At 66.0% G+C, this 12,872-nt stretch carries 14 protein-coding genes; 11 read left to right on the top strand and 3 right to left on the bottom strand.

All coding sequences use genetic code 11. The annotated features are described in order from the left end of the window. Window positions 1–3: 3 nt before the first annotated feature. From SPYCW_RS15790 to SPYCW_RS15740, 11 genes are all read left to right on the top strand, one after another. A complete protein-coding gene (locus tag SPYCW_RS15790; protein WP_120217611.1) occupies window positions 4–831 on the top strand; it encodes a flagellar hook-basal body complex protein in 828 nt (275 codons plus the stop codon). 35 nt (window positions 832–866) lie between these two features. Continuing rightward, entirely contained in the window at window positions 867–1,610 is a 744-nt protein-coding gene (locus SPYCW_RS15785; RefSeq protein WP_120217610.1) for a flagellar basal body rod protein FlgF, read from the top strand. 12 nt (window positions 1,611–1,622) lie between these two features. Next, window positions 1,623–2,408, top strand: coding sequence for a flagellar basal-body rod protein FlgG (gene flgG / locus SPYCW_RS15780; protein WP_120217609.1), 786 nt, complete (start codon window positions 1,623–1,625; stop codon window positions 2,406–2,408). Continuing rightward, window positions 2,389–3,057 (top strand): flagellar basal body L-ring protein FlgH, encoded by a 669-nt coding sequence (locus tag SPYCW_RS15775; protein ID WP_120217608.1) that lies wholly within the window; start codon window positions 2,389–2,391, stop codon window positions 3,055–3,057. Before flgG ends, SPYCW_RS15775 begins: the two co-directional genes overlap by 20 nt. 13 nt (window positions 3,058–3,070) lie before the next feature. Beyond that, a complete protein-coding gene (locus SPYCW_RS15770; protein ID WP_120217607.1) occupies window positions 3,071–4,180 on the top strand; it encodes a flagellar basal body P-ring protein FlgI in 1,110 nt (369 codons plus the stop codon). After that, entirely contained in the window at window positions 4,177–4,506 is a 330-nt protein-coding gene (locus SPYCW_RS15765) for a rod-binding protein (RefSeq protein ID WP_120217606.1), read from the top strand. The genes SPYCW_RS15770 and SPYCW_RS15765 overlap by 4 nt, the downstream gene beginning before the upstream one ends. Then, entirely contained in the window at window positions 4,503–5,828 is a 1,326-nt protein-coding gene (gene flgK / locus SPYCW_RS15760) for a flagellar hook-associated protein FlgK (RefSeq protein ID WP_120217605.1), read from the top strand. Before SPYCW_RS15765 ends, flgK begins: the two co-directional genes overlap by 4 nt. Window positions 5,829–5,841: 13 nt before the next feature. Further along, window positions 5,842–6,672, top strand: coding sequence for a flagellin N-terminal helical domain-containing protein (locus SPYCW_RS15755; protein ID WP_120217604.1), 831 nt, complete (start codon window positions 5,842–5,844; stop codon window positions 6,670–6,672). 88 nt (window positions 6,673–6,760) lie between these two features. Next, a complete protein-coding gene (motA, locus tag SPYCW_RS15750; RefSeq protein ID WP_120217603.1) occupies window positions 6,761–7,624 on the top strand; it encodes a flagellar motor stator protein MotA in 864 nt (287 codons plus the stop codon). Beyond that, window positions 7,624–8,484, top strand: coding sequence for a flagellar motor protein MotB (locus SPYCW_RS15745; RefSeq protein ID WP_120217602.1), 861 nt, complete (start codon window positions 7,624–7,626; stop codon window positions 8,482–8,484). Before motA ends, SPYCW_RS15745 begins: the two co-directional genes overlap by 1 nt. A 181-nt stretch (window positions 8,485–8,665) precedes the next feature. Next, window positions 8,666–9,724 (top strand): sigma-54 interaction domain-containing protein, encoded by a 1,059-nt coding sequence (locus tag SPYCW_RS15740; RefSeq protein ID WP_120218349.1) that lies wholly within the window; start codon window positions 8,666–8,668, stop codon window positions 9,722–9,724. Window positions 9,725–9,915: 191 nt separating this feature from the next. On the opposite strand, the gene SPYCW_RS15735 is transcribed toward SPYCW_RS15740, so the two are convergent. The 3 genes from SPYCW_RS15735 to SPYCW_RS15725 are packed head-to-tail and all read right to left on the bottom strand — an operon-like array spanning window position 9,916 to window position 12,869. Continuing rightward, window positions 9,916–10,305 carry a flagellar export chaperone FliS gene (locus tag SPYCW_RS15735; protein ID WP_120217601.1) on the bottom strand — a complete coding sequence of 130 codons (390 nt, stop codon included), beginning with the start codon at window positions 10,303–10,305 and terminating at the stop codon, window positions 9,916–9,918. Window positions 10,306–10,316: 11 nt separating this feature from the next. Continuing rightward, complete coding sequence (gene fliD, locus SPYCW_RS15730; RefSeq protein ID WP_120217600.1) at window positions 10,317–11,684, bottom strand: flagellar filament capping protein FliD; 1,368 nt, start codon at window positions 11,682–11,684, stop codon at window positions 10,317–10,319. Between the two features lie 45 nt (window positions 11,685–11,729). Further along, window positions 11,730–12,869: an EscU/YscU/HrcU family type III secretion system export apparatus switch protein gene (locus SPYCW_RS15725; protein WP_120217599.1), complete on the bottom strand. Its 1,140-nt coding sequence runs from the start codon at window positions 12,867–12,869 to the stop codon at window positions 11,730–11,732. Between the last annotated feature and the right edge of the window lie 3 nt (window positions 12,870–12,872).

Here is a 12,872-nt window from a genome sequence, read left to right as displayed (position 1 = left end):
ACTATGTCATTCTACACTTCGCTTTCGGGCCTCAAGGGCGCCCAGACCGACATGTCGGTCATCTCGAACAACATCGCCAACGCGGGATCGATCGGGTTCAAGCGCAGCAAGGCGCAGTTTGGCGACATCTTTGCCGCCTCGCCGACCCAGTCGACCAAGATGGTCGCGGGGCAGGGCACGCGCCTCAACGGCATCACCCAGCAATTCACGCAAGGATCGTATGAATCGAGCGAAAAGACGCTCGACATGGCGATCGTTGGTGAAGGCATGTTCGTCGTGAAGGGCGAACCGCCGCGCGAACAGGTGACCTACACCCGCAACGGCGCCTTTACCGCGACCCCCGACCGCAATGTGATCGATTCGACCGGCCAGAAACTCCAGCTTCTGCCCGTCGATGCCAGCGGCAACGTCACCAACAACACGCTGGCCGGCGCGTTCGACTTTGTGCTGCCCGCGGGCGCCCCGAGCGATCCCACCGCGCAGCTGGTCAATGTGTCGATCGGTCTCGACGGGCTCGTGTCGGCGACCTTTGCCAATGGCGAATCGCAGGTGCTGGGCAAGGTCGCGATGGCGACCTTCCCCGCGATGGAGGGGCTGCGCCCTGTCGGCGATGCGCATTGGCAGTCGTCGGGCGAAAGCGGCCCGCCGACGATCGACGCCGCGACCAACGGCCCGATGGGCGCGATCCGTTCGGGCGCGCTCGAGCGTTCGAACGTCGATATCACCGAAGAACTGGTGATGCTGATCGGTGCGCAGCGCAATTTCCAAGCGAATGCGAAAGCCATCGAGGGCGCGTCGCAGCTGTCGCAAACCATCATCAACATGCGCTGATCCAGCGCATTTAGCCGCCTGCCGGGAGCTCTTTCATGGACCGCCTCATCTACACCAGCCTCACCGCGATGCGGGGCAGTCAGGCCCGGCAGACGGCGATCGCCAACAATCTGGCGAACGCGCAGACGCCCGGCTTTCGCGCCGACATGGCCGAAGCGCAGGCGCTGTGGCTGAACGGCAGCGGCACGGGTGCCCGCGCCATGGCGTCGGAAGAAGTGCTCGGCGCCGACATGCGCGCCGGGACCGTCACCGCGACCGGCCGCGACCTCGACATCGCGGTGCAGGGCGACGCGCTGCTCGTGGTGCAGGCGAAGGACGGGACCGAGGCCTATACCCGGCGCGGCGACCTTCAGGTGTCGCCGAGCGGGCTCCTCACCACCGGCGACGGCCACCCGGTTCAGGGTGCGCAGGGGCCGGTGACGCTTCCGCCCGCCGACGCGGTCACGATCGATGTCGAGGGCCGGGTGTGGATCGTTCCCGCAGGCGGTGATGCCGAAAATCCGCAGGAGGTCGACCGGCTGCGGCTGGCGACCCCGACCGGGTCCGACGTGGTCAAAGGTCTCGACGGGCTGTTCCGCGTGCGTGGCGACGGCATCCTGCCCGACGATCCCGAAGCGCGGCTGATTACCCGCTCGATCGAAGGCTCGAACGTCGCCGCCACCACCGCGCTGGTCGAAATGATCGAGGCGAGCCGCAGCTGGGATACCCAGCTCAAGCTGGTCAGCGACGCGCGCGACATGGACAACGCGACCGCCAATCTGATGCAGCTCCCCCGTTAAGGAGAATATGAAATGAGCTTCGGTGCCTTGCACGTCGCACGAACCGGTCTGGATGCCCAAGGCTTCCGGATGCAGGTGATCGCCAACAACCTCGCCAACGTGAACACCACGGGCTTCAAGCGCGACCGCGCCAGCTTTGAAACATTGAGCTATCAGTTGATGACCGCGCCGGGCGCGCCGTCGTCGGCCGAAAACCGCTATGCGACCGGGCTCAACCTCGGCACCGGGGTGTCGCTCGGCGGCACGTCGCGGATCGACACGCAGGGGACGTTCGCCGCCACCGGCAACGGGCTCGACATCGCGATCGACGGCGCCGGCTATTTCCAGGTCGAAATGCCCGACGGCCGCACCGGCTACACCCGCGCGGGCAATTTCGGCCGCGCCGCCGACGGCACGATCGTGACCTCCGACGGCAAGCCGCTCACCCCCGCGATCCAGATTCCCGAAGATGCCAGCAATGTGTCGATCGGCGCCGACGGCACCGTGTCGGCGACGGGCGCCGACGGCACGCTCACCGAATTGGGTCGCATCGAGCTCGCGCGCTTTGCCAATCCGGCAGGCTTGCAGGCGATCGGCGACAATATGCTGGTCGAAACCGCCGCGTCGGGCGCGCCGCAGGTCGGCGCCGCGGGGCAGGAAGGTCGCGGATCGCTGCGCGGCGGGATGCTCGAGGGATCGAACGTCAACGTCGTCGAGGAACTGGTCGACATGATCGAGACCCAGCGCGCCTACGAGGTCAATTCGAAGATGATCCAGGCGACCGACGAGATGATGAAAAATGCTGCGCAAACGCTCTAAATATCTGCTCGGCGTGGCCTTTGCCCTCGCGCTCGTGCCCGTTGGCGCGGCGGCGAAGGACAAATTGCCGCCCGACGCCTTTGCCGCGGCGACGCCGGTGCCCCCGGCGCCGCTGCCCGGCAATGGCTCGATCTTTCAGGGCAGCTACACCCCGCTGACCTCGGGCGGTCGCGCCGGGCAGGTCGGGGACATTGTCACCATCCAGCTCGTCGAACGCACCGCCGCGACCAAAAGCAACGCTGCCGGCACGCAGCGCGACGGCAATATCGGCCTGACACCGCCGACCACCGGGCCGCTGTCGCTGTTCAACCCCAGTGACATCGCGATGGGCGGCGGCCAGCAGTTCAAGGGCAAGGGCGACGCGTCGCAATCGAACGCCTTGTCGGGCGAGGTCAGCGTGACGATCGCGGCGGTCTATCCCAACGGCACGATGCTGGTGCGCGGCGAAAAGCTGCTCACGCTCAACCGCGGCGACGAACGCGTCCAGATTTCGGGGATCATCCGCGCGATCGACATCGGCCCCGACAACCGCATCCTGTCGACCCGCGTCGCCGACGCCAACATTCGTTACGTCGGCAAGGGCGAGATCGCGCGCGCCAGCCAGCAAGGCTGGCTGCAGCGTTTCTTCTCGATCATCAGCCCGTTCTGAAGAGGATCCCAAAGTGTCCCAGCGTCCCACCCTGTTTGCCCTGATCGCGCTCTTGATCGCCAGCCTTGCCTTTGCGGCGCCCGCGCAGGCGCAGCGCATCAAGGACATGGGTCAGTTCCAGGGACTGCGCGCCAACCAGCTCACCGGCTACGGCATCGTCGTCGGGCTCGCGGGAACGGGCGACGACAGCCTCGACTATTCGACGCTGGGCATGAAGGGCGCGATTTCGCGCTTTGGCTTGACCCTGCCGCCGGGGGTCAATCCGGCGCTGAAGAATGCCGCGGCAGTGATGATCACTGCCGAACTGCCGCCCTTTGCCAAACCCGGCCAGCGGCTCGACGTCACCGTGTCGGCGATCGGCAAGGCGAAAAGCCTGCGCGGCGGCACGCTGGTGCTTGCGCCGCTCTATGGCGCCGACGGCCAGATTTACGCGATGGTCCAGGGCAATCTGGTCATCGGCGGGCTCGGCGTCGATGCCGCCGACGGATCGAAGGTCACCGTCAACGTCCCGTCGAGCGGCCGCATCGCCGGCGGTGCGACGGTCGAGCGCGCGGTCGATACCGGCTTTGCGTCCAGCGACTGGCTGACGTTTAACCTCCACCAGTTCGACGCGACCAATGCCAAGCGTGTCGCCGATGCGATCAACGCGGCGATCCCGAACAGCGCGTCGATGATCGACGGCGCCAGCATCGCGATCCGCACCGGCGGCAACGGCGACGACCGCATGCGATTGATGTCGCAGATCGAAAATCTCGCCGTCCAGCGCGCCGAACCGCCCGCCAAGGTCATCGTCAACGCCCGCACCGGTACGGTGGTGATCAACGGCGCGGTCCGCGTCGGCACCGCCGCGGTCAGCCACGGCAAGCTCACCGTCTCGATCAAGGAGCAGCCGACGGTCGTCCAGCCTGCGCCGTTCAGCCGCGGCGAGACGGCGGTAGAACCGTCGAGCGAGATCGAAGTCGCCGAAGACGTTCGCCCCGCCTTTTTGATGAAACCCAATGCCTCGCTGTCCGAACTCGTCGATTCGATCAACCGCCTGGGCGTGTCGCCCGGCGACCTGGTCGCAATCCTCGAGGCGCTCAGCCAAGCGGGTGCCCTCACAGCAGAATTGGTGATCATATGATGATGCCCATATCTTCGATCCCCGCCACGCGGTCGTTCGTACCGGCCTCGGCCACCCCGACCCTCGCGGGTGGCGGCGGCGACGGCGGACTGCGCAAGGCTGCCGAACAATTTGAAGCGGTGATCCTGCGCCAGCTGATGGCATCGATGCGCCAGGCAAAGCTTGGCGAGGATATGCTGGGGTCCAGCGCCACCGACAATTTCCGCGAAATGGCCGATGCGCGCACCGCCGATTCGATCGCCGCGATGCGCCAGTTCGGCATCGCCGACATGGTCGAGCGGCAGTTCCGCGGGCAGCTGGGCAATGCGGCGGGAGGCGTGCAATGACCGACCTCCTCGGCATCGGCTATAGCGGGCTGAAGGCCTATTCGCGCGCGCTGTCGACCGTCGGCGACAATATCGCGAACGCCCAGACCCCGGGTTACGCGCGGCGACGGCTCGAAATGATGGAGCCGGTCAGCGGCAGCGATTCGCTGTTCTATCGCGGCAATGTGAACCCCGCGGGGGTCGAGATCCGCGGCGTCAGCCGTTCGGTCGATGCATGGCTGATCGAGGATTCGCGGCTGTCCTCGGGCGATTCGGAACGCGCGGCAACCAAGCTCGGCTGGCTCGGCAAGGTGGAAGGCGCGCTCAGCGACGAAACCAACGGCATCAAGACCGGGCTGACCAAGCTGTTCACCACCGCCGACCAGCTGACCGCCAATCCCGCGAACACGACGCTGCGCAGCCAGTTCCTGCAGGCCGCCGATGATATTGCATCGGGGTTTCGCACCGCCGCGGGCCAGCTCGACAAGATGAGCGACGGGATCGAGGGCGCGGCGGCGAGCACGGTCGAAGATTTCAACGCCAACCTGAACGCGCTCGAACAGATCAACATCGGGCTGCGCAAGGCGCGGCCGGGATCGACCAATCAGGCGAGCTTGCTCGACGAACGCGATCGGCTGCTCGACAAATTGTCGTCGCAAGCCGGGGTCAGCGCGACCTTTGAAAACAATGGCTCGGTGACCTTGCGCGCCGCGGGCTCGGGCGACCTGCTCGTCGGCGGCGGTGCGGTCAATCCGATCGCGGTCACCGCGGCGGCGGACGGGCGCCTGTCGTACAGCGTCGGCGGATCGCCGCTCACCGTGACGACGGGTTCGCTCGCCGGACAGGTGGAGGCCGCCAATCATGTTGCCGACCAGCGCGCTGGGCTCGACACGATGGCGACATCGTTCGCGGCGCAGCTCAACGCGGCCCATCAGGCGGGCACCGACGCCAATGGCAATGCGGGCCAACCGCTGTTCGCGGGCGCGACGGCTGCCACGCTGACCGCGACCGCGCTGACCCCCGATCAGGTGGCGGCGGCCAACGGATCGGGCAGCAACGGCAATATGCTGATCTTCGGTGCGATGCGCGGCGCGGGCGATCCCGAAACGCGCTGGTCCGGACACCTCGCGACGCAGGCGCAGACGACGGCCGCAGCGCGGGCGCAGGACGCCGCGGCGGCGACGCGCGCCGATGCATCGGCGGCGGCGCGCGACGGGGTCAGCGAGGTCGATCTCGACAAGGAGGCGGCCGAGCTGCTGCGCTTTCAGCAGGCCTATCAGGCGGCGGCGCGGACCATCCAGGTCGCGCGCGAAACCATGCAAACGCTCTTGAGCTCGATCTAGGGGGGCGACGACGATGATTAACGCCGTGGGCAATCGCATGACGCGCGAAATCGCGCGCCAGCAAAAACTCGCCGAGCAGATCGAACGGACGCAGATCCAGATTTCGAGCGGCAAGCGGCTGCAGCGCATGTCGGACGATCCGGTGTCGGCGCGGCGGATCGCGACGATCGGCACCAGCCAGGCCAGCATCGCCGCATGGGATACCAACATCAACGCCGCATCGGCGCTGGTGTCGCAGGCCGACGGCGTGATGAAATCGGTCAGCAATCTGATGACCCGGGCGCGCGAGCTGACGCTCGCAGCGGCAAGCGGTACCGCCAGTCCCGCCGACCGCGCGACGATCGCCGCCGAACTCGGCACGATCGCCGACGAAATGGACAGCCTCGCGGCGACGCGCGATTCGAACGGTGAGCCCTTGTTCGCCACCGGTGCGGCGCGCGTCATGCGCTTTGATTCGGATATCAGCTTTGCCCCGGTTCCCGCGGCGGCAGATGTTTTCGTGATCGCGGGCAACAGCCTGTCGACCGGCATCCGCGATGCCGCCACTGCGGTGGCCGCCGGCAACAAGCCCGCGATCGACACGGCGATCACCGCGCTGGACAATGCGATCGGCCATGTTGCCGACCGCCATGCGGTCATCGGTCTGGCGGGCGGGCGGCTCGATCGCATCGGCGACGAGCTGGCGGCGCGAGGCATCACGCTCAAGGACGAGCGCTCGTCGGTCGAGGATACCGACCTGTCGGTCGCGATCGCCGAACTCAACGCGCAGGATCTGACGCTGGCTGCCGCGCAGGCGGCCTTTGCCAAGATCAACCGGCAGACCTTGTTCGATCTTTTGCGCTGATCGCGCTCAATTTAGCGGCGCGGCTGCCGTTAAGTATAAAGACGTCTTTTGAATTTGGGGCTTTCGGCCCGGATGGAGTTGACCCCGCATGTTTCCCGCAATCGGCATCGTCGTCCTGATCCTGCTGGTGTTCGGGGGTTTCGCTTTGACGGGCGGCAACCTTGGCCCCGTCATGCACGCCCTGCCGCACGAAATGCTGATCATCGGCGGCGCCGCGATCGGGTCGCTGATCATCGGCAATTCGGGCGCTGACCTCAAAGCCCTCGGCGGCGGCCTCGCCAAGGTGTTCAAGGGACCGCAGTATAAAAAGCAGGACTATCTCGATTGCATCCTGCTCGTCTCGACGCTGATGAAGATGATGCGGACCGAGGGGCCGGTCGCGGTCGAACCGCATATCGAGGATCCGAAAAACTCGGCGCTGTTCCAGCAATATCCCAAATTGCTGAAGGACGACACGCTGATCCACCTGATCTGCGACACGCTGCGCCTCGTCGTCGTGTCGTCGGGGACGCTCGACCCGAATGCCGTCGAGGACGTCATGGACGCCGCGCTCAAGAACCATCACCATCACGCGATCAAGCCCGCCGACGGTTTGCAGAATCTGGCCGACGCGCTCCCCGCGCTCGGCATCGTCGCCGCGGTGCTTGGCGTCGTGAAGACGATGGGGTCGATCGACAAGCCGCCCGAAATTCTGGGCGGCATGATCGGGTCGGCGCTCGTCGGTACCTTCCTTGGCGTGCTCCTCGCCTATGGCCTGGTCGGCCCGTTCGCGACGCGTGCGCGGACCGTGATCGAAGGCGACGGCGCGATCTATCACACGGTGAAACAGCTGATCATCGCCTCGCTGCACGGTCATCCGCAGCCGCTGGTGATCGAGGCGGCGCGCTCGGGGGTCGAACATTCGAACCAGCCGAGCTTTGCCGAAGTGTTTGACGGAATGCGGGGCAGGTAATGGCCGCGCGTCCGAACACCCCGCCGCGCCCGATCATCGTCAAGAAGATCATTCAGGAGGCCCATGCCGGTCATCATGGCGGGGCGTGGAAGGTCGCCTATGCGGATTTCGTGACCGCAATGATGGCCTTTTTCCTGTTGATGTGGCTGCTTGGCGCCACGACTGAAAAGCAGCGCAAGGCGCTCGCCGACTATTTCGCGCCGACGATCGTCGAAACCAAACAGGGCAGCGCCGGGTCGAACGGGCTGTTCGGCGGCGATTCGATCGTGTCGGCGGACGATTATCCGCACGCCGCGGGGCAGACCGGCACGCGCTCGATCACCATTCCCAAGGATGCGGTCGGCGGGCCGAAGGAAGCATCGGGGCGCGAGAGCGAGAAGATGAAGTTCCAGCAGGTCGCCAAGTCGCTGGTCGAACGCGTCCAGAAACAGGGCGACCTCAAACGCCTCGCGCGCAACCTGCGTTTCACCGAGACCGCCGAAGGGCTGCGGATCGATGTTGTCGACGACGCCGATTTTTCGATGTTCGTGATGGGCACCAGCCAGTTGACCGCCGACGGCGCGCGGCTGTTCAGTTCCATCGCCGAACCGATCGCGTCGGTGCCGAACCAGGTCATGGTGCGCGGGCACACCGATGCGGCGCCCTGGTCGGCCAAGTCGGGAACCAACAATTGGCGCCTGTCGGTCGACCGCGCCGAGGTCACGCGCCACTTCCTCGAGTATCGCGGGATCGACAAGACGCGCTTCCAGCGCATCGAAGGGGTCGCCGATCGCGAGCCCTATATCCCCGCCGACCGATTCGATCCGCGCAACCGCCGCATCTCGATCACCCTCGGCTGGCGCACCGCTTCGGGTAATTAGTGCCAATCTGGCAGCATATCGGATCATTAATGACGCAATTGCGCCGCCATTACATCCAATCTGGCAATAACCCTTTGTTTTGAATGGGTTATGGCTGGTTGGATAATCTTTTGTTTACCACTTTCGTCAATTTCTGGGTCCATCGAAAAGGCGCCGATTGGGGGGCGCGGTGGAGACCGAAATGACCGTGGGGCAGAATCATAACGCAGCGCTCGAGACGCTGATCATCGGCAGCAGCGCGGCCGCCGCGCAGCTGCGCGACATGATCCGCCGCGTCGCACGGTCCAACGCTTCGGTCATGCTCTGCGGCCCGTCGGGATCGGGCAAGGAACTTGTCGCCCGCGCCATCCACGACGAAGGTGTCCGTTCGGGCAAGGCCTTTTCCGCGATCAACTGCGGCGCGATCCCCGGCGACCTGATCGAATCCGAATTGTTCGGGCATGAAAAGGGCAGCTTCACCGGCGCCCATGCCCGCCGCATCGGCCATTTCGAAGCGAGCGAGGGCGGCACTTTGTTTCTCGACGAAATCGGCGACATGCGGTTCGACATGCAGGTCAAACTGCTCCGCGTCCTCGAAGAGCGGACGATCGTCCGCGTCGGCAGCAGCGATGTGAAGGCCGTCGACGTCCGCGTCATTTCGGCCACCCACCAGGATCTCGGCGCCGCGATCGCCGATGGCAAATTCCGCGAAGACCTGTTCTTCCGGCTCGGCGTGGTTGTGCTCCAGGTCCCCAGCCTGGCCAGCCGCGCCGAGGATATTCCCGCGCTCATCCGCCATTTCCAGCGCAAGATGCCGGGCGAAGCGAAATGCCGCTTCGACGCCGATGCGATGGCGCTGCTGATGCAGCACCGCTGGCCGGGCAATGTCCGCGAACTCAGGAATTTTGTCGAACGCGCCAGCGTGCTGCACGGCGGTGAAACGCTGGGCGCCGACGATGTCGCGATCCTTTTGAACCCCACCGCAGCGCTTGCGCCGCGGCAGGCTGTCCCCAGCAGCTTTGCCGCGGTGCAGGCCAGCGCGGATGAACCCGCCCCCGCGATGCCGCATGCCAAGGCACCCGCGCCGGGCCGCCCGATCGACCTCAAGCGCGAGATCGAGACGATCGAGCTCGAACAGATCCACGTCGCGCTCGACCTTGCCGACGGCATCATTTCCGAAGCCGCGCGCCTGCTGACGCTGAAGCGCACGACCTTGATCGAAAAGATGCGCAAATATGGGGTTCAGCAGCAGGCGGCCTGACCGGCGCCCGCGACACGAGTTTCAGCACCCGCTGAAAAATAGGGGGCTCTGGTCCGCCCCTGACCACCCGGCCGCCCGTCCCCACCCAGGGCGGCCGGGTACCCAGCGGGATCTTTTGAAACGGCATCGGCCCGCTCCCCCAACCCCGGGGAGCGGGCCGATCCTGTTTCGAAGGTGCGCGCGCGGTGGGTTCAGCGCAGCTGGCGCCACGCGGCGCTGACCGTCAGCACGCCGTCGAGCAGCTCGGCCAGCGCCTCGCCGTCATTCTGGGCCACCGACTCGTCGAGTTTGCGGCGCATGCTGCGATAGACGCGCGACAGCGATTCCGCGACATCGCCGCCGGCTTCGCGGTCGAGTCCGGCGTCGAGCCCGATCAGTATCGTGCGCGCGCGGTGCGCGGGCTCGGTCGCCGAAATGCGCTGGCCCTGCCGCACCATCGATCCGAGCACGCCGATCGCGGTTTCCAGCTCGTCATAGAGCATCGTTACCAGCTCGATCGGATCGGCGGCGGCGGCGCGGCTTTCATGCTGCAAGCGGCGATAGAGTCCGGTCGCCCGGACGGTCGAAGCGGTTGCCGTCACGTTCGATGTCCCTAATCATTACCCTGGTTGGACCAGAGCTTGATCTGTTGTTCGAGATAGGTCTGCGTCGCCTTGAACGCCGCCAGCTTGGCGTCGAGCGCGCCATATTGTTTCTCCAGCCGGGCGCGATAGGCGTCTTCGCGTTCCTCGATCGCCTCGAGCCGGTCGGCCAGCGTTTCCTTCTGCGCCTGGAGCGACTTCGATACGCGGTCCATGGTGCCATTGGCGCCGACCGCCTTGTCGCGAATGGCGTCCAGCGCAAAGGCGATGCCGGGATCGCTGAATTCGGTGTGCGTCGCGTCGCGTCGCGGGTTGAACAAGGCTTCGACCGCTCCGGCATCGGCGGCCAGAACCTTGTCGAGCTTGCTATTGTCGATCGAAAGCAGCCCTTCCTTGGTCGTCGAGATGCCAATATCGGACAGCTTGTTGATGCTGCCGTGGCTCGAGATCACCTTGTGCAGCAGCCCGCCGAGTTCGCGTTCGAGTTCGCGCAGCGAGCTTGTCGCACCGGGCAGCTTCGACGCCGCCACCATGCTTTGCTTCAGCTGGTTGTACACCGCGACAAAGTCGCCGACGGTCTGCTTGATCATGTTCAGCGGGCGGCTGGCGCCGATGTCCACCGGCCGGCCCGGTGCCGCCTTTTTCAGCGTCAGCGACATGCCCGGCACGACGTCGTCGATGATGTTGTTCGCGCGGCTGAAGGCGACGCCGTCGATGGTGAATTCGGCATTGGCGGCGCTCTGGCCCAATGTCATCGTGCCCGTGCCAAAGGCGCTCAGCCCCGGGTCGGCGCCGGCGTCGGCGGTCAGCGTGAAGGCGCTTGCCGCCCCCGTCGGGCCTTTCAGGATCAGGCGGTGACCGCCGTCGTCGGCGATGATCGACGCGGTGACCCCGGCGCCGCTTGCGTTGATTGCATTGGCCAGTCCGTCGAGGCTGTTGTTCGTGGCGTCGATCGTGATCGTCTTGGCGACCCCGCCGACCGACAGCGTCATCGTGCCCGTGCCGATCGCGGCGGTGCGGTCGGCGACGACGCCCGAATAATTTGTTTGCGCCCGGGCAAGCTGGTTGACCACCACCGTGGCGGCAAAACTGTCGGCGGACAGCCCCGCGCGGCTGGTCGCGCCGAGCACGCTTTCGTCCGACACCGTCGGCGTGCTGCGCAAGGTGCCGTCGCTCACCATCTGGCTGAGCGAGTCGGCAAAGCCGTCGAGATCGGATCGCGCCTTTGCCAGCGCGCTGATCCGCGTCTGGTTCGCCTGCGTCAGCGTCGCCATATGCTTGATCTTGGGATCGCGCGACGCGTTCGACAGGTCGGTGACGAGCTGTTTGGTGTCGATGCCCGATCCAAAGCCGAGGCTGTTTGCAATTGAACTGACCATCGCGAAATATCCTTCGCACCTGTTAACGGCGGCGCGGCGGCGATTTTAAGCCTGGCGGCGACCGTCGGGATCGAAGCGATGCGTCGGCGGCACGTCGACTACCGGCTGCCCATGGCCTTCGGCAACCATGCGTTCGAGCTGAAAGACAAAGGCGAGCACGGTCGCAACCGCGACAAACAATTCGTCGGGAATCACGCGCCCCGCGCGCGCGGTGAAATAGATGGCGCGGGTCAGCGCCGGATATTCGAGCAGCGGGACATTGGCGCCGCGCGCCAGCTCGCGGATCGCCAGCGCGACGTCGCCGCGCCCACGCGCGACCACCACCGGGGCGGCGTCGATGCCGGGACGATAGCGCAGCGCGATCGAAAAATGGGTCGGGTTGGTCAGCACGACCGTCGCTTCGGACACCGCCTTGCGCGCCGAACCGCTCAGCATCTCGTGCGCGCGCTGGCGCTGCGCCTGCTTGAGCTCGGGGGCGCCGTCGGACTGGCGCATCTCTTCCTTCACTTCCTGCTTGCTCATCATCAGCCGCTTGTTGCGCTGGAACCATTGCGCCGGGACGTCGATCAGCGCGATGACGACCAGCCCGCCGGCCAGCACCAGCATGGCATGGCCGATCGCTTTACCGGCCTGCCCGATCGCGCCGAGCAGATCGGCCTGCGCCATCGTCATGATCGCGGGCAGGCTGCCATCGACCAGCCAGTAACCGATGGTGCCAAGCAGCAGGACCTTGGCCAGCGCCTTGCCGAGCTCGGTCGCGCCTTGCAGCCCGAACATGCGTTTGAACCCGGCCATCGGGTTCATCCGGTTGCCCTTGAACGCCAGCGCCTTGCTGCGCCAGCCGAACGAGCCGAGCAGCGCTGGCCCCGCGACCGCGGCCCCCAGCGCGAGCGCGAACAGGCTGGCGAGCGGGAGCAGGATTTCGACCCCGTTGCGCATCAGTGCCTCGGCGGGCGAAAAGTCGCTGACGTCGGCGGCGATCAACGTCAGCCCGCGGCGGACAAGGTCGCTCGCCGATTGGACGAACCAGCCGCCCGCCGCGACGATCCATCCGGCGGCGGCGAGCATCATCAGCGCGGTCGCCAGCTCGCGCGACATCAGCACATCGCCCTCGCGCGCCGAATCGGCTAGCTTCTTGGGCGTCGGCTTTTCGGTTTTCTGGTCCTGTTCGGGTTTGCTCGCCACGGC

The organism is Sphingopyxis sp. EG6 (assembly GCF_003609815.1).
Lineage (GTDB): Bacteria > Pseudomonadota > Alphaproteobacteria > Sphingomonadales > Sphingomonadaceae > Sphingopyxis.
Note: the sequence above shows the minus strand (reverse complement) of the source record. Positions and strands in the feature narration are given on the sequence as shown.